Source organism: Bradyrhizobium centrolobii (assembly GCF_001641635.1).
Classification (GTDB): domain Bacteria; phylum Pseudomonadota; class Alphaproteobacteria; order Rhizobiales; family Xanthobacteraceae; genus Bradyrhizobium; species Bradyrhizobium centrolobii.
Map to the genome: position 1 here is coordinate 1 of NZ_LUUB01000063.1, position 19,807 is coordinate 19,807.

The 19,807-nt window shown below is 63.2% G+C and carries 22 protein-coding genes, 1 tRNA gene and 1 pseudogene; 9 read left to right on the forward strand and 15 right to left on the reverse strand.

The window, feature by feature from the left end; translation table 11 throughout:
• The 5 genes and pseudogenes from AYJ54_RS20045 to pheS form a co-directional block, all read right to left on the reverse strand.
• Positions 1–344 (reverse strand): annotated as a pseudogene (locus tag AYJ54_RS20045) (IS110 family transposase); the annotation flags it as partial.
• A 181-nt stretch (positions 345–525) separates the two neighbouring features.
• Positions 526–1,296: a sulfite exporter TauE/SafE family protein gene (locus AYJ54_RS20050; protein WP_063701488.1), complete on the reverse strand. Its 771-nt coding sequence runs from the start codon at positions 1,294–1,296 to the stop codon at positions 526–528.
• On the reverse strand, positions 1,293–3,701 hold the full coding sequence (pheT, locus tag AYJ54_RS20055) for a phenylalanine--tRNA ligase subunit beta (RefSeq protein ID WP_063701491.1): 2,409 nt from the start codon (positions 3,699–3,701) through the stop codon (positions 1,293–1,295). The genes AYJ54_RS20050 and pheT overlap by 4 nt, the downstream gene beginning before the upstream one ends.
• On the reverse strand, positions 3,698–4,144 hold the full coding sequence (locus AYJ54_RS20060; protein WP_082905756.1) for an endonuclease domain-containing protein: 447 nt from the start codon (positions 4,142–4,144) through the stop codon (positions 3,698–3,700). Before AYJ54_RS20060 ends, pheT begins: the two co-directional genes overlap by 4 nt.
• 221 nt (positions 4,145–4,365) lie before the next feature.
• On the reverse strand, positions 4,366–5,448 hold the full coding sequence (pheS, locus tag AYJ54_RS20065) for a phenylalanine--tRNA ligase subunit alpha (RefSeq protein ID WP_063701762.1): 1,083 nt from the start codon (positions 5,446–5,448) through the stop codon (positions 4,366–4,368).
• Between the two features lie 143 nt (positions 5,449–5,591).
• Between pheS and AYJ54_RS20070 the strand changes: the two genes are divergently transcribed.
• A complete protein-coding gene (locus tag AYJ54_RS20070) occupies positions 5,592–5,999 on the forward strand; it encodes a hypothetical protein (RefSeq protein WP_063701493.1) in 408 nt (135 codons plus the stop codon).
• A gap of 14 nt (positions 6,000–6,013) precedes the next feature.
• Here the strand turns inward: AYJ54_RS20070 and rplT are convergent, their stop codons facing one another.
• The 3 genes from rplT to infC all read right to left on the reverse strand — a co-directional run bounded on the left by rplT (position 6,014) and on the right by infC (position 7,633).
• On the reverse strand, positions 6,014–6,373 hold the full coding sequence (gene rplT, locus AYJ54_RS20075; protein WP_027550107.1) for a 50S ribosomal protein L20: 360 nt from the start codon (positions 6,371–6,373) through the stop codon (positions 6,014–6,016).
• Between the two features lie 79 nt (positions 6,374–6,452).
• On the reverse strand, positions 6,453–6,653 hold the full coding sequence (gene rpmI / locus AYJ54_RS20080; RefSeq protein ID WP_008539890.1) for a 50S ribosomal protein L35: 201 nt from the start codon (positions 6,651–6,653) through the stop codon (positions 6,453–6,455).
• 440 nt (positions 6,654–7,093) lie between these two features.
• Positions 7,094–7,633 carry a translation initiation factor IF-3 gene (gene infC / locus AYJ54_RS20085; RefSeq protein ID WP_082905765.1) on the reverse strand — a complete coding sequence of 180 codons (540 nt, stop codon included), beginning with the start codon at positions 7,631–7,633 and terminating at the stop codon, positions 7,094–7,096.
• Positions 7,634–7,885: 252 nt separating this feature from the next.
• On the opposite strand from infC, the gene AYJ54_RS20090 reads away from it, so the two are divergent.
• Positions 7,886–8,695 (forward strand): alpha/beta hydrolase, encoded by an 810-nt coding sequence (locus AYJ54_RS20090; RefSeq protein WP_063701763.1) that lies wholly within the window; start codon positions 7,886–7,888, stop codon positions 8,693–8,695.
• Between the two features lie 147 nt (positions 8,696–8,842).
• Positions 8,843–9,310, forward strand: a complete 468-nt coding sequence (locus AYJ54_RS20095; protein ID WP_063701497.1) for a nuclear transport factor 2 family protein — start codon at positions 8,843–8,845, stop codon at positions 9,308–9,310.
• A gap of 126 nt (positions 9,311–9,436) precedes the next feature.
• On the opposite strand, the gene AYJ54_RS20100 is transcribed toward AYJ54_RS20095, so the two are convergent.
• From AYJ54_RS20100 to AYJ54_RS20110, 3 genes are all read right to left on the reverse strand, one after another.
• Positions 9,437–10,231 (reverse strand): acyl-CoA thioesterase domain-containing protein, encoded by a 795-nt coding sequence (locus AYJ54_RS20100; RefSeq protein WP_063701499.1) that lies wholly within the window; start codon positions 10,229–10,231, stop codon positions 9,437–9,439.
• Between the two features lie 195 nt (positions 10,232–10,426).
• The gene (gene queG, locus AYJ54_RS20105; protein WP_063701500.1) at positions 10,427–11,608 is read right to left on the reverse strand and encodes a tRNA epoxyqueuosine(34) reductase QueG; all 1,182 of its coding nucleotides are present in this window, start codon (positions 11,606–11,608) and stop codon (positions 10,427–10,429) included.
• On the reverse strand, positions 11,557–12,249 hold the full coding sequence (locus AYJ54_RS20110; protein WP_063701502.1) for a glutathione S-transferase family protein: 693 nt from the start codon (positions 12,247–12,249) through the stop codon (positions 11,557–11,559). The genes queG and AYJ54_RS20110 overlap by 52 nt, the downstream gene beginning before the upstream one ends.
• 169 nt (positions 12,250–12,418) lie before the next feature.
• On the opposite strand from AYJ54_RS20110, the gene AYJ54_RS20115 reads away from it, so the two are divergent.
• The 3 genes from AYJ54_RS20115 to AYJ54_RS20125 all read left to right on the forward strand — a co-directional run bounded on the left by AYJ54_RS20115 (position 12,419) and on the right by AYJ54_RS20125 (position 15,519).
• Positions 12,419–13,225 (forward strand): undecaprenyl-diphosphate phosphatase, encoded by an 807-nt coding sequence (locus AYJ54_RS20115; RefSeq protein WP_063701504.1) that lies wholly within the window; start codon positions 12,419–12,421, stop codon positions 13,223–13,225.
• Between the two features lie 219 nt (positions 13,226–13,444).
• On the forward strand, positions 13,445–14,782 hold the full coding sequence (locus AYJ54_RS20120) for an FAD-binding oxidoreductase (RefSeq protein ID WP_063701505.1): 1,338 nt from the start codon (positions 13,445–13,447) through the stop codon (positions 14,780–14,782).
• Positions 14,779–15,519: an SDR family oxidoreductase gene (locus AYJ54_RS20125; RefSeq protein WP_063701507.1), complete on the forward strand. Its 741-nt coding sequence runs from the start codon at positions 14,779–14,781 to the stop codon at positions 15,517–15,519. The genes AYJ54_RS20120 and AYJ54_RS20125 overlap by 4 nt, the downstream gene beginning before the upstream one ends.
• A 184-nt stretch (positions 15,520–15,703) precedes the next feature.
• Here AYJ54_RS20125 and AYJ54_RS20130 read toward each other — a convergent pair whose 3' ends face one another.
• A complete protein-coding gene (locus tag AYJ54_RS20130; RefSeq protein WP_063701764.1) occupies positions 15,704–16,669 on the reverse strand; it encodes a complex I NDUFA9 subunit family protein in 966 nt (321 codons plus the stop codon).
• A gap of 141 nt (positions 16,670–16,810) precedes the next feature.
• Here AYJ54_RS20130 and AYJ54_RS20135 point away from each other — a divergent pair.
• The 3 genes from AYJ54_RS20135 (at position 16,811) to AYJ54_RS20145 (ending at position 18,061) form a co-directional block, all read left to right on the forward strand.
• Positions 16,811–16,897 (forward strand) — tRNA-Leu (locus tag AYJ54_RS20135).
• A gap of 404 nt (positions 16,898–17,301) precedes the next feature.
• A complete protein-coding gene (locus AYJ54_RS20140) occupies positions 17,302–17,793 on the forward strand; it encodes a hypothetical protein (RefSeq protein ID WP_063701509.1) in 492 nt (163 codons plus the stop codon).
• Between the two features lie 46 nt (positions 17,794–17,839).
• Entirely contained in the window at positions 17,840–18,061 is a 222-nt protein-coding gene (locus AYJ54_RS20145) for a ClpX C4-type zinc finger protein (RefSeq protein WP_063701511.1), read from the forward strand.
• 399 nt (positions 18,062–18,460) lie between these two features.
• Here the strand turns inward: AYJ54_RS20145 and AYJ54_RS47460 are convergent, their stop codons facing one another.
• The 3 genes from AYJ54_RS47460 to AYJ54_RS20160 form a co-directional block, all read right to left on the reverse strand.
• Entirely contained in the window at positions 18,461–18,661 is a 201-nt protein-coding gene (locus tag AYJ54_RS47460; protein WP_082905757.1) for a hypothetical protein, read from the reverse strand.
• Between the two features lie 32 nt (positions 18,662–18,693).
• Positions 18,694–18,891: a hypothetical protein gene (locus tag AYJ54_RS49515; protein WP_136623820.1), complete on the reverse strand. Its 198-nt coding sequence runs from the start codon at positions 18,889–18,891 to the stop codon at positions 18,694–18,696.
• A 372-nt stretch (positions 18,892–19,263) separates the two neighbouring features.
• Positions 19,264–19,755 carry a hypothetical protein gene (locus tag AYJ54_RS20160; RefSeq protein ID WP_063701517.1) on the reverse strand — a complete coding sequence of 164 codons (492 nt, stop codon included), beginning with the start codon at positions 19,753–19,755 and terminating at the stop codon, positions 19,264–19,266.
• Positions 19,756–19,807 lie beyond the last annotated feature (52 nt).

The window sequence follows — 19,807 nt, forward strand, 5'->3', positions numbered from 1 at the left end:
TCTGCCGTCTTCACCGGCACATACCGCATCCGCGGCCGGCTCGCCGCCTCGCACAGACCCTCCGCATCGCGCCCGTCGTTCTTGTTGCGCGGCACATAGGGCTTCGCCAATTGCGGCGCGATCAGCTTGGCCGTGTGCCCCAGCTTGCCAAGCTCTCGCGCCAGGTGGTGGGCAGCCCCGCACGCCTCGATCGCCACCACCGTCGGCGGCAGCTTGGCAAAAAACGCCAGCATCGCCTTGCGGCTCAGCCGCTTGCGAAGCACGACCGATTCCGATGCATCAACCCCATGCAATTGAAAAATATACTTCGACGTATCCATCCCAATGCGGATAATCTGGCTCACGGACGGCTCCCTTGTCTGAGATTTGCAACAACCTCATTCTGGCACACTGATGCCGTAGGGGGCCGTCCACACCATCAACCACAGGAAGTGGTTTAGCGAAGACTCGTGGTTGTCAGCTCGCGCTACAATCACTGACCGGGGTAATGGGTCCTGGCTTTCGCCACGACGACTCCGGAGAGAGCTAGCGCAAAATCCCATCCAGCGCCGGCAGGCCGACAATCACCGCCATCGCGATCAGCGCGTAGCAGATGCTGCGAAACACCTTTTCGCTGGCGCGACCGAACAGGGACGCGCCGAAGGCGACGCCGATAGCGTAGACCGGGCCGACGATCAGCGAGAGCACGAGCGATTCGCGCGAGATCAGGCCGGTCGTCGCGTAGCTCACCATCGAGAAAAAGTCCGACGCGCCGAAGAACAGCACGATGTTGGCGCGTGCGACGATCGGGGCAATCGGACGGCCGAGCCAGTAGCCGACGATTGGCGGGCCGCCGGTTTGAGCCAGTCCGCTACAGAAGCCCGAGAGGCCGCCGATGCCGACCGACAGCCAGGCGTGGTCTTTGCCGCGGTAACGCCAGCCCGAGAGCAGAAGAAGCAGCAGTGCGGCGACGAAGCAGGCGATGATCCAGCGCGTGGCGACGGGATCGAGCACGCTGAGGAAATAGGTCCCGACGGGTACGCCGACCAGCGCGCCCAGCACGATCACGGCGGTCGCCTTGCGGTCGGCCTTCTTCCACGCATCGGGCAGGAGCGGCGCTGCCGCGACGAAATCGACGACGAGGAGCAGCGCTGCGACCAGCCGCGGCGGCGCGACGCTGCTGGCCAGCGGCATGAAGATCAGCGCGGAGCCGAAGCCGGAGAAGCCGCGCGCAGTGCCTGAAACGAAAGCGATGGCGCAAAGCGCCATCGCGATGGTGATGCTGACGTCACCAGGGAGAAAGTCTCCAGGACTCATCCCCGCAAAGTGCCGCCGGTCTTCTTCGTCACCTCGGTGACGATCTTGGCGGCGACGGTCTCGATCTCCTGGTCGGTCAGGGTCTTTTCGCGCGGCTGGATCGTCACCGCGATCGCGATCGACTTCTTGCCGTCCTCGATGCCCTTGCCTTCATAGACGTCGAAGACATTCACACCGGTGATCAGCTTCTTGTCGACGCCCTGCGCGGTGCGCACGATGTCGCCCGCCTTCACGCCGCGATCGACGATGAAGGCGAAATCGCGCGAGACCGGCTGGAACGCCGACAGCTCGATCGCGGGTTTTGCGCGCGTGGCTCTCTTCTTCGCCTCGGGGATGCGGTCGAGGATCACCTCGAACACCATCACGGGGCCGTCGGCGCCAAGCGCTTCGAGCGCGCGCGGATGCATCTCGCCGAAATAGCCGAGCACGTTTTGCGGGCCCATCTGGATCGTGCCGGAGCGTCCGGGGTGCAGCCACGTAGCGCCGCCGGGGACGATTTGCAGCGCCTGCATCGGTGCGCCGGCCGCGGCCAGCACTGCCAGCGCATCGGCCTTGGCGTCGAACGCGTCGGCCATCGCTGAGCCCGACCAGTGCCGCCCGAGACCTTCGGACGAGCCAAAGCCGCGGCGGACGCCGCTTGCCGCCATCAACTGGTCCTGCGGACGATCGCCCCTGAAGACCTGGCCGACCTCGAACAGCGCGACATCGCCAAAGCCGCGATCGGCATTGGCCTGCGCGGCCGCGATCAGGCCCGGCAGGAGGCTCGGCCGCATGTCGGAGAGATCGGCGGCGATCGGATTGGCCACCTCGAGTTCGCGCTGGCCGCCGCCGAAGAGCTCGGCTGCCGGCTTTGTGATGAACGACCAGGTCACCGCCTCGACCATGCCGCGGCTTGCAGGCGCGCGCCTGGCGCGGCGCGTGCGGAGCTGAAGCGGCGTCAGCACGGATTTGCGCGCGTCCTCGCCGCGCTCGAACGGCGTCTCCGGCACCTTGTCGACGCCGAAGATGCGGACGATCTCCTCGACGATGTCGGCCTTGCCGTGCACGTCCGAGCGCCAGGACGGGACCGCGACCTTCACCACCGGACCTGCGCCCGCCATCATGAAACCGAGATGGTTGAGGATGCGCTTCATCTCCACCTGCGGCACCTCGATGCCGGACAGCCGCTTCACCTCGGTGATTGGGAACTCGATCACGCGGTCGTCGCCAAAGGCCTTGCCGACCACGATGGTCTCCGACGGCGCACCGCCGCACATCTCCATCACGAGCTTGGTCGCAAGCTCTAGCCCCGGCACCATGAAGGCCGGATCAACACCGCGCTCGAAACGGTAGCGCGCATCCGAATTGATGCCGAGCTTGCGGCCGGTCTGCGCGATGTTGATCTCGTTCCACAGCGCCGATTCGATCAGCACGTCGGTGGTGTTCTCGTCGCAGCCCGAGGCCTCGCCGCCCATGATGCCGGCGAGCGATTCGACGCCATGGTCGTCGGCGATCACGCAGATCGCGGGATCGAGATTGTAGGTGCGGCCGTCGAGGGCGAGCAGCGTCTCGCCGTCGCGGGCACGCCGCACGACGAGGTTGCCCCTGACCTTCTTGGCGTCGAACACGTGCAGCGGGCGCGCGCGGTCGAAGGTCATGAAGTTGGTGATGTCGACCAGTGCGTTGATCGGGCGAAGCCCGATCGCGGTCAGCCGCTTCTGCAGCCATTCCGGCGACGATCCGTTCTTCACGCCGCGCACAAGCCTGAGCGCGAAGCCCGGGCACAGCGTGGCGTCCTCGACCGTGACCTTCACGGGACAAGGGAATTCGCCCTTCACGGCCTTGATGGTCGGGTCCTTGAACTTGCCCATGTCGGCCGTAGCGAGGTCGCGCGCGATGCCGTGCACGCCGGTGCAGTCCTGCCGGTTCGGCGTCAGGTTGATCTCGATCACGGGATCGCCGAGGCCGGCCCATTCGGCGTAAGCAGCGCCGATCGGCGCATCGGCCGGCAGCTCCATGATGCCGTCATGGTCGTTCGAGATCTGCAGTTCGGCCGCCGAGCACAGCATGCCGCGGCTCTCGACGCCGCGGATGGTGCCGATGCCGAGCGTGATGTCCTTGCCGGGAATGTAGGTGCCGGGCGGCGAGAACACGCTGACGAGACCGGTGCGCGCATTCGGCGCGCCGCAGACGACCTGCACGGGGGCCGCGCCGTTGCCGGTGTCGACCATGCAGACGCGCAGACGATCGGCATTCGGATGCTGCTCGGCGGAGATCACCTTCGCGATGGTGAACGGCTTCAGCGCCTTCGCCTTGTCCTCGATGTTCTCGACCTCGAGCCCGATCATGGTGAGCTTGTCGGCGAGCTTGTCCAGCGGCTCGTCGGTGTCGAGATGATCCTTCAGCCAGGAGAGGGTGAATTTCATGGCTGCTTTTTCTCCACGGGGACGGTCTGCTCCCTCTCCCGCTTGCGGGGGAGGGCTGGGGTGGGGGCTCTCTCCGAGACGGCGGTCGCGATTGTTTCGAGAACGCCGACGCGATTTGTCATCACATCATGATTGCTGAAGCGGAGGACCTTGAAGCCTCTCGCTTCAATGAGAGCGGAGCGACGCGCATCCGCACTCTCGCCCTCATCGGAGAAATGCTGACCGCCGTCGAGTTCAATAACGAGCTTCGCCGCGTGGCAGGCGAAATCGGCGACATAACGCTCGATCGGTACTTGGCGGCGGAAAATCACACCGTTCAATCGGCCGGCGCGCAGCTCCGACCACAGAATTTGCTCTGCATCGGTTGAATTGCGCCTGAGCGCGCGGGCATTGGCTCGGAGCTTGCCCGAGACTTTCCAGTCCGGATGTTCAGGATCGACCATTGGCAACCCCAACGCTGAGACACCCTCACCCCAACCCTCCCCCGCAGGCGGGGGAGGGAGTCCGACCTGTCGGGCGGACAGAGGATACGTATCCATACGATGAATGCTACGCGCTCGCTCTATCCATTCCCTCCCCCGCTTGCGGGGGAGGGGCAGGGAGAGGGCTGTCTCCGCAATGGGGCCGGAGAGAGTCGTCGCAGGCTCGTGTTTGAGAGCGAGCCTCACGAGCTCAGCCCTCCTGCGAGCGTGGGGACTTCAAGCGGCTTGAAGCCGTAGTGGGACAGCCAGCGGACGTCGCTGTCGAAGAGCTGGCGCAGGTCGCTCATGCCGTATTTCAGCATCGCGATGCGGTCGATGCCCATGCCCCAGGCGAAACCCTGGTACTCGTCGGGATCGATGCCGCAGGCGCGCAGCACGTTCGGATGCACCATGCCGCAGCCCAAAATCTCGAGCCAGTCCTCGCCCTCGCCGAAGCGGATCTCGCCCTTGTCGCGGCGGCACTGGATGTCGACTTCCAGCGACGGCTCGGTGAACGGGAAGAACGAGGGCCGGAAGCGCATGTTGATGTGGTCGACCTCGAAGAACGCCTTGCAGAACTCGTGCAAAATCCATTTGAGGTGGCCGAGATGCGAGCTCTTGTCGATGACGAGGCCCTCGACCTGATGGAATTGCGGCGTGTGGGTCGCGTCCGAATCGATGCGATAGGTGCGGCCCGGGCAGATCACGCGGATCGGCGGCTTCTGGCTCAGCATGGTGCGCACCTGCACCGGCGAGGTGTGGGTCCGCAGCAGCATGCGTGAGCCGTCCTCCTTCGGATGGAAGAAGAAGGTGTCGTGCATCTCGCGCGCGGGATGGCCCTCGGGGAAGTTCAGCTTGGTGAAGTTGTAATCGTCGGTCTCGATGTCGGGACCCTCGGCGACCGAGAATCCCATGTCGGCGAAGATCGTCGTCAGTTCGTCCCAGACCTGGCTCAGCGGATGGATGCGGCCAGCCTCTGCGGCTGCGTCGCGCAGCGGCAGGGTGACGTCGATGGTCTCGGAGGCCAGCCGCGCATCGAGCGCAGCGGATTTCAGGACGTCGCGCCGCGCGGCCAGCGCATCGGTGACCTTGTCCTTGGCCTGGTTGATCGCCGCGCCTTGCGTCTTGCGCTCGTCCGGCGACATCTTGCCGAGGGTAGCAAGCAGCGCGGAGATCGAGCCCTTCTTGCCGAGGGACGAGACGCGGACGGCTTCGAGGGCCGCTTCGTCGCCGGCCGAAGCGATCTGCTCAAGGATGGATTGTTCGAGGCTCGCGAGGTCGGACACGGTCAAATCCTCTTAACTTCAAAAGGCTGCCGGTTGTGGCCGCAGCCGGGTCGGAACGTCAAGCCGTAACGGCATCAGAAACGGCCGGGGTCTTGAACCGTTTTGGCATGGCTGGCACCAACCTGTAGTCGAAGGAGAGGACGATGCGTTTGCGATCCTGCCTGGCCGCTCTGGCCCTGGTTCTGCTTGGAGGTGCGGCTCATGCCGCGGAAGAATGCCCGGCCAAATCCACGTCGATGGACGACATCATCGCCGTGCTGAACGCGGCACCAGGCTGCGATCGCGCCATGAAGCTGTTCGAAGCCTGCGAATACGGCGCCAGCGGTGACGTCCAGTTCGGCGAGATCGTCGAGAAGAAGTGCGAGGCCGACTTCCTCGGTCACCTCAAGCCACCGCAGAAGCTCAGCTATCAGCGCGAGTTGCGGGTCTGCGACCGGAAATACCGGAACAAGTCCGGCACGATTTATATCTCGTTCACAGCCTTCTGCCGGGCGGAGGTCGCCCAGCGCTACTCGCGAAGAGCGCTGAAGGCCGGCGGAGCCGGCCGTTAGCGCGTGCTTTGGCTTCAGGCAGCCAGCGCAGCCTTGGCCTTCTCGGCGATCGCCTGGAACGCGGCGGGCTCGCGGATCGCGAGATCCGACAGCACCTTGCGGTCCACGGTGATGCCCGACTTGGCGAGGCCGTCGATAAATCGGCTGTAGGTCAGGCCGAACGGACGGACAGCAGCGTTGAGGCGCTGGATCCACAGCGCGCGGAAGGTGCGCTTGCGGCGCTTGCGGTCACGGAAGGCATACTGCTGGGCCTTCTCGACGGCCGGCTTGGCGGCGCGGATGGTGTTCTTGCGGCGGCCGTAGAACCCCTTGGCGGCCTTGTAGACTTTCTTGTGCTTGGCGTGGGCGGTCACACCGCGTTTGACGCGAGACATGACAAAAATCCTTCAGAGATGACTTCGGTTTGGGATCGCCGCGCGAAACGCGGCTCGGCTGAATTGATCGTGGACGCGATCAGGCGTTCGGCAAGAAGTACTTCTTGACGTTGTCGCCGTCGGTCTTGAACAGCACGCGGGTGCCGCGGAGCTGACGGATCTGCTTCTTCGTCCGCTTGATCATGCCGTGACGCTTGCCGCGCTGGGCGTGCATCACTTTGCCGGTAGCAGTCACCTTGAAGCGCTTTTTAGCGCCCGATTTGGTCTTCAACTTGGGCATTTGGCTCTCCTATGGCCACAACAGAAATCCGCCCGCGAAGGCGGCTGGCCGTCAAAAATGCTCGTTAGAGCGTTGATTGTGCTCAGGTTTTTGCGCATACGCAGGAAACCCGCACGGACATCGCCACGGCAGCCCTTAAATCAGCCGGGCGATGAAGGTTGGGCTTATGGCAGAGCGGGAGCCAATTGGCAACGATGAACCGCCGGAACCTGCCGGTCGACTATCTTGGGTTGCCGATCCTCATGTCCACGCCTTGCCGCCCGGAGCAGGACCGAAATGGCCCATTTCCCGCAATCGCTTTTGGATCTCGCCGCGAAAAGAGACCTCATCCTGAGGAGCCCGCCAAAGCGGGCGTCTCGAAGGATAGGCCGCGCACAAAACAAAACGGCCCGCTGGATATCCGGACGGGCCGTTGAATTCTGAGCCTTCAAGAGCCCGCGTCAGCGCGGTGCCAGCACCATGACGACCTGACGGCCCTCGAACTTGGCGTCCTGCTCGACCTTGGCGAGCTCGGCGACATCGCTCTTGATCTTGTCGAGCAGCTTGGTGCCGATCTCCTGGTGCGCCATTTCGCGGCCGCGATAGCGCAGCGTGATCTTGACCTTGTCGCCCTCTTCGAAGAACCGCTGCATCGCGCGCATCTTCACGTCATAATCGTGATCGTCGATCATCGGGCGGAGCTTGATCTCCTTGATCTCGACGGTCTTCTGCCGCTTGCGAGCTTCGGCGGCTTTCTTCTGAGCGGAATACTTGTACTTCCCGTAGTCCATGATCTTGCAGACGGGAGGGCTGGTATTCGGCGAAATCTCGACCAGATCCATGCCAGCTTCCTGGGCCAACCGGATGGCCACGACGGTCTCGACCGTGCCTTTGTTCTCACCGGTCTGATCGATCAGCTGGATCTGCGCATTGCGAATATCATCATTGATGCGCGGCCCGTCTTTGCTGGCAGGGGCCGGGGCTCTATTGGGACGACGAATGGGTGGTTCTCCAAAGTTGTGAAGGAAGCGGTTATTTTGAAGGAAGATGCGTTTGCCGGCAAGCAAGTCGCCCGTGCCGCGATCGAAAAAGCCTCAAATGCGAGGCATTTTGGTCACGCCTATCGGCACGCTGCTCGACATAGACACCTTGCTTCTGTTCCGCAAGCGTCCCAAAGGGTCAATGTCGACATGGGGTCCGCGTTGCGGAACGCGCCCGAACAGCTCAAACCGCACAACCAGAGTAAACGTTCCATGACCAATGCGATTTTCGACGCGCCGAGCTTCATCGATGTGGGCGAGGGCCCGTCAGCGCGCAAGATTGCGGTGCGCAGCCGGGCAGGCCTGAGACCCGGGCTGTTTTGGCTCGGTGGCTTCAAGTCGGACATGCAGGGCACCAAGGCCGTGGCGTTGGACGGCTGGGCCAAGGACCATGGTCGCGCCTCGGTCCGGTTCGATTATTCCGGCCATGGCGAATCCGGCGGCGACTTCGCTGATGGAACCATCGGGCGCTGGCTCGAGGAGAGCGTGGCGGTGTTCGAACGGTTCTGCGAGGGACCGCAGGTCGTGATCGGCTCCTCCATGGGCGGCTGGATGGCGCTTCTTCTCGCGCGCGAAGTCAGGAAGCGGCAAGAGAAACAGCAAGAGAAGCAGCAAGCCAAGGCATCGCTCGCGGGCCTCGTGCTGATCGCGCCGGCGCCTGATTTCACCGAGGAGCTGATGTGGAAGAACTTCTCGGCCGAGGTGAAGAAGGAGATCGAGACCACGGGTCTCTGGCTCAGGCCGTCAGAATATGGTGACGGCTCGCCCTATCCGATCACGCGGAACCTGATCGAGGAGGGGCGCAATCACCTCGTGCTCGGCAGCGCCATCGATCTCGGCTGTCCTGTTCGCATTCTGCAGGGCGCCAAGGATCCGGACGTGCCGTGGCAGCACGCGTTTGCGCTGACGCATCGCCTGCCGGCCGACGACGTCGTGCTGACCATGATCCAGGACGGCGATCACCGCCTGTCGCGTCCGCAGGACATCGCGCGAATCCTTGCCGCCGTGGCGGAGTTCGGGTGAAGTCGTTGCCCAGCACTCGATGTCATCGCCCGCGAAAGCGGGCGATCCAGTATTCCAGAGACGGTCATGTTTGACTGAGAGGCCGCGGCGTACTGGATGCCCCGGTCAAGCCGGGGCATGACAGAAAATGGGGAAGGAGGAACGCCAATGAACGCAACAGCCATGCTGCGCGCCTTCTGCGACGCGGTCGAGCAGCGCAACGGCAGGGCCTTTGCCGAACTGTTCACCGAGGACGGCGTCTATCACGACGTGTTCTACGGCGCATTCGCAGGCCGCGAAAAAATCGCCGGGATGATCGACGACTGGTTCTATCGCACGGCCAGCGATTTCCGCTGGGACATGCACGATCCGGTCTCCGACGGAACCACGCTCTATGCGCGCTACACTTTCAGCTATCGCTCGACATTGCCGGAGGCGAGTGGTGCGCGGGCGATGTTCGAAGGCGTCGCGATCATGACGCTCCGCGACAGCAAGATCGTCAGCTATCACGAGGTCGCCAACACCGCGCCGGCCTTCGTCGACTTGAAGTTTGCGCCTGAGCGCATCGCCAAGATCGTCGCCAAGCAGGGCGCGGAGCTGAAGGCGCGGCCGGAGATGAAGCGGCATTTGGTGTAGCCGTCTCCTCGTCGTCGTTCCGGGGCGCGCCGATAGGCGCGAGCCCGGAATCCATTCACACGCAAACTTGAGGCCCGATGGATTCCGGGCTCGCGCTTCGCGCGCCCCGGAATGACGGCGGAGAAACTACGGCGGCGGCTTCGCCATCGGCTTGCGCTGCGCCAGCGCTGCCACTGTCGCGGTGCCGATCGGGCCCTGTTCGTCATGGAGCCAGCATTCGCCGATCGCGACGCCGTCGGTGGCGTGGTGGTTCACCACTTCGAAGCCGATCCATCTCGTCACCGGCAGGCGGTGCAGATAGATGGTTACATCGCTGTTGATGTAGCCGAGCCCCTTGTCGCCGGCATTGGCAAAGGGGCTGGCGAAATCAGCGCCGGTCGCGACATGGACGAACGGCGTCATCGGCACGCCCGCAACGAGCTCGCGCACCTCGCTCATCCAGAGCCGGCGCGGGCCGAGCGAGCCCATGTGGCCGACGATCGGACGCGTCGTCCATTTGCCGTTCATGCCAAGCCGCGGATCGGTCGGCGGTGGAATGTCGGCGGGCTTCGGCGCATCCCAATTCGCCGGCGACCAGACGTTATCGTCGGCATTTTGCGTCCGGCGCAGGAGCTGGCACGAGGCGCGCGCCATGCTGACGCCGCCGGAGGAGAACTCTGCCTCCACCACACGGATGCGCAGGCCGTCGCGCACCAGCCGCGTCGTCACTTGAATCGGCTTGTCGATGGTCGGCAGGCGAAACATGTCGACGGTGAGCCGCGCCGGCACGAATTCCGGGCCCGAATGACGCTCCTCGATGGCGAAGCCGAGCAGACCGACGATGACGCGTCCGTGCAGCGATTTTGGATCCCACGGACCATTGGCAACTTCCGTCGGATGGAATGTGTCGCCGTCGCGGGTGAAGAAAGGCATGTTGGTCATGATGCGCGACCTTGAAGGATCGCGCGGGGAAATCAAGGTGCTCGATCTTCTTGGTGAGGAGCGGCGCGCCTTTTCCTCGCTCTCCGCCGTCATCACCCGCGAAAGCGGGTGATCCAGTATTCCGGAGGCGGTGACGAATACGGATAAGCCGCGGCGTACTGGATGCCCCGCCTTCGCGGGGCATGACAGCGAGTTTTAGGAAGCGGCTTGCCACTCCTGACGCACGCTCTCGTCGGGCTCGATGCCCATCGCGACAAGCTTCATCGCATCAAACTCATCTCGCGACAGCAACTGCCCCAGCGCCCATACCGCAGCCCCGCGCACCAGCGGGCTTGCATCGTCGAGCAAGCGCCGCGCCTCTACCGCCAGCGTCGCATCACCGGAGTTGCCGATCGCGATCAGCACGTTGCGCAAAAAACGGTCGCGGCCGATGCGCTTGACCGGCGACTTCGTGAACAGCGCGCGAAAGGCCGCGTCATCGAGGCGCGCCAGCTCAGCCAAGCTCGGCGCGCGCAATTCGTCGCGCGCGGCGAGCTTTGCTTCGCGGCCCTCTTGCGCGAACTTGTTCCAGGGGCAGGCAGCGAGACAATCGTCGCAGCCGTAGATACGATTGCCGATCGCATTGCGGAATTCGCGCGGGATCGGTCCCTTGTTCTCGATGGTGAGATACGAAATGCAGCGCCGCGCATCGAGCTTGTAGGGCGCGGGAAACGCCGCGGTCGGGCAGATGTCGAGACACGCATGGCAGGAGCCGCAATGATCGATCTCCGCGTCGTCGCGCGGCAGCTCGAGCGTGGTGTAGATCGCGCCGAGGAACAGCCACGAGCCGAATTCGCGCGAGACGAGATTGGTGTGCTTGCCCTGCCAGCCGAGATGCGCGGCTTGCGCGAGCGGCTTCTCCATCACCGCGGCGGTGTCGACGAACACCTTCACCTCGGATGGCACGGTCGCAACCAGCCAGCGCGCCAGCGCCTTCAGGCGCTTCTTGATCAGGTCGTGATAGTCGTCGCCTTTCGCATAGACCGAGATCGCCGCGCGCGTGGGGTCTTGCAGGATCGCCAGCGGATCCTGGTCGGGACCGTAGTTCACGCCGAGCATGATCACGCTGCGCACGTCCTGCCACAGCCCGCGCGGATCGACGCGGCGCTCGGGCTGCGCGGCGAGCCAGTCCATGTCGCCATGGCCGCCCGAGGCGATGAATTCGAGGAAGTATTTTCCGGCATTGTCGATCGTGCCGGGTGCAGTGACGCCGATGCAGTCGAACCCGAGCGCCTGCGCCTCGCGCGCAAGCGCTGCTTTCAGTTCAGACAGATCAGAGGCAGGGTTCAGAAGTCGAGGTCCACGTAGGTCCGCGACGCCGGCACGCCGGCCAGCCATTCGCTCAGGAGCGGACGGAACGACGGGCGGGATTTCACCCGCGCGTACCACGCCTTTGCTGCGTCGTCCTCGCTCCATGGCACGTCGCCCAGATAGTCGATCGCCGAAAGATGCGCCGCGGCGGCGAGATCCGCGTAAGTCAACCGGTCGCCGGCGAGGAAGTTGCGCGTCTGCGCCAGCCAGCCGATATAGGCCAGATGATAGCGCACATTGGCCTTGGCGGCGCGCATCACGTCGGCCGAGGGCGGGCCGCCGCCATTCTCCTCGCTCATGAAGCGCTTATAGATGCGCTCGGTCACCAGCGGATGGGAGACCTCCTCGAAGAATTTTTCGTTGAACCAGGCCATCAGCCGGCGCACCTCGACGCGCTCGGCAATTGTTTCCGGCATCAGCCGCTTGGCGCCCATACCCTGCCCGTAGGCCTCATCGAGATACTCGGCGATAATGGCCGCGCCCGGAATCGGCGGCTCCCTGTCGTCCACCAGTACCGGCGTTGTGCCCGCCGCGTTGAGCAGCAGAAATGCCTCGCGCCGCTCCCAGGTGCGTTCCTCGGTCAGCCGAAGCTCGAGCCCGTATTCGCCCACGATCAGGCGGATGAAGCGCGAATGCGGACAGAACGGATGATGAAACAGCGTAAACATGTAGCCTTTGATTATTTGGTGGTGCTTAAGAATCCATCAATGTTTGTTCGGCGTCACACTAGTTCCTCAAAACCGCGAGACAACCCGCGATGCCGCATTTAGCGATTGCGGCAGCGGGACGAATAGGCGAGAAGAGCCCCCGCTTTTCCAGCCGAAATGGACCGTAAATATGTCAGACACAATACGGGCAGTGATCCTCGGCATCATCGAGGGTGTGACTGAGTTCCTACCCGTTTCCTCGACAGGTCACCTCCTGCTCGCGGAGCGCTTCTTCGGCCTTGGCGAAGGCGCTTTCTGGGACTCGTTTACGGTCCTGATCCAGCTCGGCGCGATCCTCGCGATCGTCGGGCTGTACTTCAGGAAATTGTGGGATGTCGCGATAGGCATGTTCTCCGGCGATGCCTATGCACGCCGTTTCGTGATCGGCGTGCTGGTCGCGTTCCTGCCCGCTGTCATCGTCGGCCTCGTCGCCGGCAAATACATCAAGAGCGTGCTGTTCAATCCGTGGGTCGTGTGCTTCACACTGATTGTCGGCGGTGCCATTCTCTTGTGGGTCGACCGGCTCGATCTCAAGCCGCGCGAGCACGATGCCACCAGGTTTCCGCTGCTGATGTATCTCTACATCGGCATCGCGCAGTGCGTGGCGATGATCCCGGGCGTGTCGCGCTCCGGCGCCAGCATCGTCGCCGCCATGCTGCTCGGCGCGGATAAGCGCGCGGCGGCGGAGTTCTCGTTCTTCCTCGCGATCCCCACCATGATCGGCGCGTTCGCCTATGACTTCTACAAGAGCCGCGCCGAGATGACGATGGACCATATGGGCATCGTCGCGATCGGCTTCGTGGTGTCGTTCATCACCGCGATCATCGTGGTGAAGAGCTTCCTCGAATATGTCACCCGCCACGGCTTCGTGGTGTTTGCCTGGTGGCGCGTCATCGTCGGCACGCTCGGCCTGATCGCGCTGGCGCTCGGCCGGTAGAGCACGACGAATTTCTGATTGAAACGCTGCTGGCCGGAGCACTCTGACCTAACCTCTCCCCGCTGGGGAGAGGTGAGCACCGAGGCATTCGACTGGACCCAGTCTCGTTGCGCCTTAATCCCCGCAAAAGTCGCATCACCGCCTCAACGTAATATAAGCTTTTGATCGGTAGGTAGTTTCCAAAGCGGGGCGGGGCATGCCCGGCAAAGGAGCTGAACGATGACCCTCGTCAGCGGCTGGGGGCGCTTCCCGGTCGTCGATACCGATATCCTGCGGCCGCGGTCGTTTGAGGCGGTCGGCGAGGCTGTCGCCGGTGCGTCCGGCACTGTGGCCAGGGGGAACGGCCGCGCCTATGGCGACGCCGGGATCGGCGCCATCAGGACCATCGCGATGACGGGCTTCGACCGGGTCAGGTCATTCGATCCGGCGACCGGGCGCATACGCCTGGAGGCCGGCGTGCTGCTGTCGGACCTGATCGACACGTTTGGCCCGCGCGGCTTCCTGCCTTTCGTCGTTCCGGGCACGCGGTTCGTGTCGATCGGCGGTGCCATCGCCGCCGACGTTCACGGCAAAAACCATCATTGCGAGGGCGGCTTTGGCCGCTATGTCGACAGCATCCTGCTGCGCACCGGGCGGGGCGAGACCATCGAGGTCTCGCGCGAGCAGGATTCCGATGCCTTCTTCGCGACCGTCGGCGGCATGGGCCTGACCGGGGTCATCCTGGAAGCGACGATCCGGCTCCGGCCGGTGGAGACCGGCTGGATCCGTGAGCGGGTGGTCTCGGCGTCCGATCTGGATGCGGCGATGCGCGCGCTCGATGCCGGCGATTCCGCAACCTATTCGGTGGCGTGGATCGATTGCGCGGCGCGTGGCAGCGACCTCGGCCGCTCGCTGATCTATCTCGGCGAGCACGCTGGAAGAGCCGAGCTCCCGGACGGTGCTGACGCATTTCCGCTTGGAAAGGATCCCGGGCTCGCCGTGCCGGTCGACCTTCCGTCGATGACGCTGAACCGCTACAGCATTCGCGCCTTCAACGAGCTCTACTACCGCATGGGCGCGAGGCGCGCCGGCGGCAGCCATCTGGTCTCGCTGTTTCCGTATTTCTTCCCGCTCGACAGCATCAGTGCCTGGAATCGCATCTATGGACGGCGCGGCTTCCTCCAGCATCAATGCGTGATTCCGGAGCAGGGCGCGCGCGACGTGCTCGGCGACATTCTCGAACGCATCTCCAGGCGCGGCGACGCCTCCTTCCTCGCGGTGCTGAAGAAGCTCGGCCAGGGCGACGGTATCCTGTCGTTTCCGCTGCCGGGCTACACGCTGGCGCTGGATTTCCCGATACGGGGCGACATCCTCAATTTCCTCGACGAGATCGACCGTCTCGTCGTCACCGCCGGCGGACGGCTGTATCTGGCGAAAGACGCGCGCCAGTCGCGCGCGACCTTCGAGGCGGGCTATCCGGCCCTGCAACGCTTCAAGGCGATCCGGAAGTCGCTGGATCCTGCCGGGAAAATCCGATCAAGACTTTCACAGCGTCTGTTTGATGAGGTGCAGCCGTGACTTCGCGCAAGACCGTTCTGGTGCTGGGTGGCTCCTCCGATATCGGCCGCGCCACCGCGCGCGCTTTCGCCAAGGCGGGATACGATGTGCAGCTCGCCGGGCGCGATGTCGCCGTGCTCGAGCCTGACGCCGCCGATCTGCGTGCCCGCTACAATGTCGAGGCAAGCGTCTCGAAATTCGACGTGCTCGACACGGCATCGTTTGAAGGCTTCGTCAGCGGCCTTCCGGCATTGCCGGATGTCGTCATCTCGATCGTCGGCTTGCTGGGCACGCAGGAGAACGCGCAGGGCGATCTCGACCATGCCACGACGATCATGCGCTCCAACTATGAGGGGCCTGCGCTGATCCTCGGCCTGTTCGCCGAAAAATTCTTGGCGCGCGGCAGCGGCACGATCGTCGGGGTGTCTTCGGTCGCAGGCGATCGCGGCCGCGCCTCGAACTATGTCTACGGCTCGGCCAAGGCGGGCTTTTCGGCGTTCCTGTCAGGCCTGCGCGCCCGCGCCAGCCGCGGCGGCGTTCACGTCGTCACCGTTAAGCCCGGCTTCGTCCGCACCAGGATGACCGAAGGCATGAAGCTGATCGGTCCCCTGACCGTCGAGGCAAAGGTGGTGGGCGATGCAATACTCAACGCCGTGCAGCGGCGGACCGACGTCGTCTACGTCAGCGGCAAATGGCGTCTCGTGATGCTCATCATCAAGACGCTGCCGGAAGCGATCTTCAAGAAGCTGAAATTTTGATTCTGGGCTGCGGTCGCGGCGAAGGTGCAACTCCCTCGCCCCGCTTGCGGGGAGAGGGTTGGGGTGAGGGGGACTCTCCCCGGGGACGGTGACAGTTGGACTCGCGGAGAGTCCCCCTCACCCGAATTCGAGCTTCGCTCGAATTCGACCTCTCCCCGCAAGCGGGGCGAGGTAAGGGAAGACGTTACGCGCCGTTACGCTGGAACTGCCCGGCGGAGCGGAAACGCCAGAGATATTGCGGGGCGATCGCCTCGAGCGAATCGGGCGCAATGCCGAGGCCTTCCAGCGTCAGGCCTGCGGCCTTCGCTGCCTCCGACACGATGTTGTCGCGCTCGAGCAGCGTGACCTGATCCGGCGTCAGCTTCAGTGCGCCCGGCGCGAATTGCAGGAAGGCGGCCTGGAAACGAGCGAGGGAGAACGACAGCGGGATCAGCATCCGCTTGCGCCCGGTGATGGCGAGGATGGTCTCGATGATCTCGCGCATGGTCAGCACTTCCGGCCCGCCGAGCTCGTAGGTGGCACCCTTCTTGGCCTTGCCATCGACCGCATCCGCAATCGCGGTCGCGACGTCGCCGACATAGGCGGGCTGCATCTTGGTCTCGCCGCCGATCAGCGGCAGCACCGGCGACATCCGTGCCAGCGCAGCAAAGCGGTTGGTGAACTGGTCCTCCGGGCCGAACAACACCGAGGGACGGAAGATCGTGGCCGACGGCACCGCGGCGAGCACCGCCTTCTCGCCGGCCGCCTTGGCCCGGGCGTAATGCGAGGGCGACTCTTCGTCGGCGCCGATCGCCGAGACATGCACCATTTCCGCGCCGGCTGCGGCTGCCGCCTTGGCGACGGTCTCGGCGCCCTTGGCCTGGACGGCGTCAAACGTCTGTCCGCCGCTCTCGGCGAGGATGCCGACCAGATTGATCGCCACATGCGAATCACGCAGCGCCGCCTCGACCGAGGCCGGGTAGCGCAGGTTCGCCTGCACGGTATGGACCTGCCCGACCCGGCCGAGCGGCTGGAGGAAGCCGGCGAGTTCCGGCCGCCGCACCGCGACCCGGACCCGGTAGTCGCGCTTGCACAGCGCGCGGACGACGCTCCGGCCCAAAAACCCCGATCCGCCGAAAACCGTGACGAGCGTGTCCAGATTCGTTGCCATGGCGGTCCATTCCTGCGGGAAGAGTGCGTCTTGAGGAGGCTTGTATCGGGCCGGTTTGCGATGCGCAATCCGCATCCCCACGCATGATTTGACAAGCGCGTCACCGAACCGTAGTAACCGCCTCCGTGCCCCAACCGGCATGCCCAGGTGGTGGAATTGGTAGACGCGCTGGCTTCAGGTGCCAGTGGCTTAACGGCCGTGAAGGTTCGAGTCCTTTCCTGGGCACCACTTTTCTCCCAAGCGATTGAAATCCGGGAGATTTGAACCGCTTACCCGAGAATGGCGCAGCCTCAAGTAGCAGATTCTTAGGTATGCCGCCGTGATTGAACGCTGGCTTCTCTGCCGGTCCATCCAAGTGTGGTACTTAAGCGAGATGAAACGGCCGTGGCCGCCTCTCAGGATTGGAGATGTCGCCGGTATCCAATCGTCCTTGCGGTAATCGGCATGTTCATCCTTCTCACCATCGGATAACCCGAAGTTCTCGCAGCAAGCGACAAATGCAGGATTTGGCCCCGATTGGGATTGCACCCGGACCGGGGCCAGCGAGCCGGTCTGCGTGAAGAGAATCGAGGCGGCTAAATGAGCTGTGACGTCTGCTTCGCTTGCCACCAGATCCGACTGGGAGTTGCAGGATGATAAATCGGCCAGCACGCGACCAGCTCTCCAGAAACCTCAGGCGCCTGATTGCGGGAGCGATCACCAACCACCGGTTCGAGCGCAGTACCCCGGAGAGCGAGGAGGATGCAGCGATTTTGGCGATCGCGGATATGTCGTGGCTCCTCTACAGCGACATGAAAGAGCATCGGTTGGTCGGACGTTACAGCATCGATCCAAGCTGGCGCCGGGAAGTGCTGCGCTGGGTCCTGTTTCTTGACAACGATTTTGAGTACCGATGGCCGAGGATCTCCCTGCCTGGCCTCTCGCCTATGCGACGTGCTCGCCCGGTTGTGACGAGGTGGCTGAGCGGGCCTAACACGATCTCCCACGAACGTGCGGCCGAGTTTCTGGCGGCCGGAGATTACAATGCATGGCCGTTCATTTCCCGATCAGAGTACAAGCATGCCGTGGGGCATCCGAGGCGGCTGGCCGGCGGGCAAGGGGCATCGCGAAGACCGGCTACGTGACCGAGACGAGTGGCTATTCCAATTCAGGCTACCTGCGTGAGAAGCGATGACCGGTTCGGATCTGATCTGCTCGTTTTGTGGAAAAGGGCACGATGAAGTCTTGTCGCTCATCCGGGGCGCCGCAGTGAACGAGAAGGGTCAGAAGACGGCGGCCTCGATCTGTGATGAATGCGTTCAGTTGTGCGTGCAGGCCATCGCAATGCAACGACCGGAATGGCTCGAGCAGCATCGCAGCTTTGTTGCGGCGCTTGGGGATATTTCCCGATGAACTGTCGTAGGCCCTCAGGCTCCGCCAAGCTGGACCTTCTTCTCGGCAAGTAGACTCGCCGCCCCATTTTCCTATGACAATGGCTCTCGTGCCCGTGCATATGTGGCGTCCGTCCAAGCAAACTCACTCATGCTTACCAGGTCACAGCCCTCTGCTGCGGCTATCTTTCTCGCCTCAATCGTGAAGCAGTAAGCGGCGATCAAAGTCGGGCCTCGCGGGCTTTCAATCTTCTGAAGTGCACGAGCAACGGACCGTCCGGTGGCTACATCGTCCGGGAATCTGGGAACGAACGCATACTTCGCCACATTGGGATTTGCTATGAATTGCTTACCCAACTTGGGACCAAGCGCCTTTGTCATCGAAGCGGCAACAGCCGACACGTCGCGTATGACAGCGGGCTTAAGGCTCATTGAACTCGTCGCCTCCAGTGACAGAGCATTCAAGCCCGTTACTCACCGCATCAAAAAACAGGCGCGTCCCGTCGTTGAACTCGATTCCTACTTCTCCCGGTCGGTGACGCCACACCACCTTGACTACTTTCCCTCGAAGTAGCTCAGTGAGTCTGGCCGCTTCGTCTTCTAAATTAGCATTACGGGTCATGGACGGCGATCCTCTCGACAGGGTTGACCGGGTCATGACTGCGGGTCCGCAAAACATTCGATCGCAAGGGCCACCCCAAGGTCGACCAGCTTCGCCAGGGTGGCTACGGGTAGCTCGTCACCCAAATATCCGTCACCGAAAAACTGAATGATTATGCTTGCCCTTCCGCCTGTCGATGTGAGGCTTGCAAAGAACGCTTTGTGAGGCTCGAGTCTATCGACAAAGGTCATCACCTCTCCGGCGTACCATTGATCCCTGACATTGCATCGGATGCAGTGTCTCCATCGTGTGTCAGGGTGGTTTCCGGGGAGCGGAGTGCCGGCCGGGGTCTTCCGGGGCCCGCCCACCCGGTGCGCGAAGTTCGCTTCCAACCCAAGCGCGGTGCTAATCTCTGTCGGCTCCCACGTCGGGTGCACAATGAACAGCTCAATATCGACCCGTCGCGGCGTACCCACTTCTGGGTTCTCCGCCTCACTCTGTTCCGTCACTTCCCTGTTGCTTGCGTCGTTCATGGCATCAGACCCATCGAAGCTTCAGCCAAATCCCATCGTGTCTTCGTCATCGATGCGGCGTCAGCCGACACGTCGCGAATGATCGAAGGTTCATTCCGGTGAAACCCGCTTAAGTTCGCCAGTTTTCGCAGAGGAAAATTTACTGAAGTCAAGGTTCAGAGGCACGTCGGTGTTGTTGACCACGCGATAAAGGTTCGTGATCAGGGTATTTCGATCCTTCTGTGTAATTACAAACGCCCATGTTTCGACCCAAAGCCCGTCATTGTCCGTCCCTGAGTCGATCGCAAAAATGATCATGTTGGTAGCGACTCGCTCGACCTTGAACCTCCCGGACTTGACCTCATCGTTGAAGTTTTCACCGGTGAACACTTGAGCCGCCTCATCTCGAACAATCATGCGAATCGGCAGAGGCTTATTTGACTCGGACAACCCCGGACCACTGATAGGACCAAGACTGCCCTCCCACGTCCCATTTACAGGGCCGAAGTCCTGGGCCTGCGCCTGTCGCGGCGTACTGATCGACAGGGTCCATGCGATCGCAAGAGCGCCGACCAGTGAAGATAGTGCACGCGCAATATGCATTCCTTGCCATCCCTGCCTTTCACACCAATCTGCTCGGCTCTATCGCCCGACA

Coding starts and splice junctions, on each gene's coding strand:
- AYJ54_RS20050 (WP_063701488.1), bottom strand. CDS start 1,296: ATGAGTCCTGGAGACTTTCTCCCTGGTGACGTCAGCATCACCATCGCG.
- pheT (WP_063701491.1), bottom strand. CDS start 3,701: ATGAAATTCACCCTCTCCTGGCTGAAGGATCATCTCGACACCGACGAG.
- AYJ54_RS20060 (WP_082905756.1), bottom strand. CDS start 4,144: ATGGTCGATCCTGAACATCCGGACTGGAAAGTCTCGGGCAAGCTCCGA.
- AYJ54_RS20070 (WP_063701493.1), top strand. CDS start 5,592: ATGCGTTTGCGATCCTGCCTGGCCGCTCTGGCCCTGGTTCTGCTTGGA.
- rplT (WP_027550107.1), bottom strand. CDS start 6,373: ATGTCTCGCGTCAAACGCGGTGTGACCGCCCACGCCAAGCACAAGAAA.
- rpmI (WP_008539890.1), bottom strand. CDS start 6,653: ATGCCCAAGTTGAAGACCAAATCGGGCGCTAAAAAGCGCTTCAAGGTG.
- AYJ54_RS20090 (WP_063701763.1), top strand. CDS start 7,886: ATGACCAATGCGATTTTCGACGCGCCGAGCTTCATCGATGTGGGCGAG.
- AYJ54_RS20095 (WP_063701497.1), top strand. CDS start 8,843: ATGAACGCAACAGCCATGCTGCGCGCCTTCTGCGACGCGGTCGAGCAG.
- AYJ54_RS20100 (WP_063701499.1), bottom strand. CDS start 10,231: ATGACCAACATGCCTTTCTTCACCCGCGACGGCGACACATTCCATCCG.
- queG (WP_063701500.1), bottom strand. CDS start 11,608: ATGGCTGGCCGGCGTGCCGGCGTCGCGGACCTACGTGGACCTCGACTT.
- AYJ54_RS20110 (WP_063701502.1), bottom strand. CDS start 12,249: ATGTTTACGCTGTTTCATCATCCGTTCTGTCCGCATTCGCGCTTCATC.
- AYJ54_RS20115 (WP_063701504.1), top strand. CDS start 12,419: ATGTCAGACACAATACGGGCAGTGATCCTCGGCATCATCGAGGGTGTG.
- AYJ54_RS20120 (WP_063701505.1), top strand. CDS start 13,445: ATGACCCTCGTCAGCGGCTGGGGGCGCTTCCCGGTCGTCGATACCGAT.
- AYJ54_RS20130 (WP_063701764.1), bottom strand. CDS start 16,669: ATGGCAACGAATCTGGACACGCTCGTCACGGTTTTCGGCGGATCGGGG.
- AYJ54_RS20140 (WP_063701509.1), top strand. CDS start 17,302: ATGATAAATCGGCCAGCACGCGACCAGCTCTCCAGAAACCTCAGGCGC.
- AYJ54_RS20145 (WP_063701511.1), top strand. CDS start 17,840: ATGACCGGTTCGGATCTGATCTGCTCGTTTTGTGGAAAAGGGCACGAT.
- AYJ54_RS47460 (WP_082905757.1), bottom strand. CDS start 18,661: ATGACCCGTAATGCTAATTTAGAAGACGAAGCGGCCAGACTCACTGAG.
- AYJ54_RS49515 (WP_136623820.1), bottom strand. CDS start 18,891: ATGACCTTTGTCGATAGACTCGAGCCTCACAAAGCGTTCTTTGCAAGC.
- AYJ54_RS20160 (WP_063701517.1), bottom strand. CDS start 19,755: ATGCATATTGCGCGTGCACTATCTTCACTGGTCGGCGCTCTTGCGATC.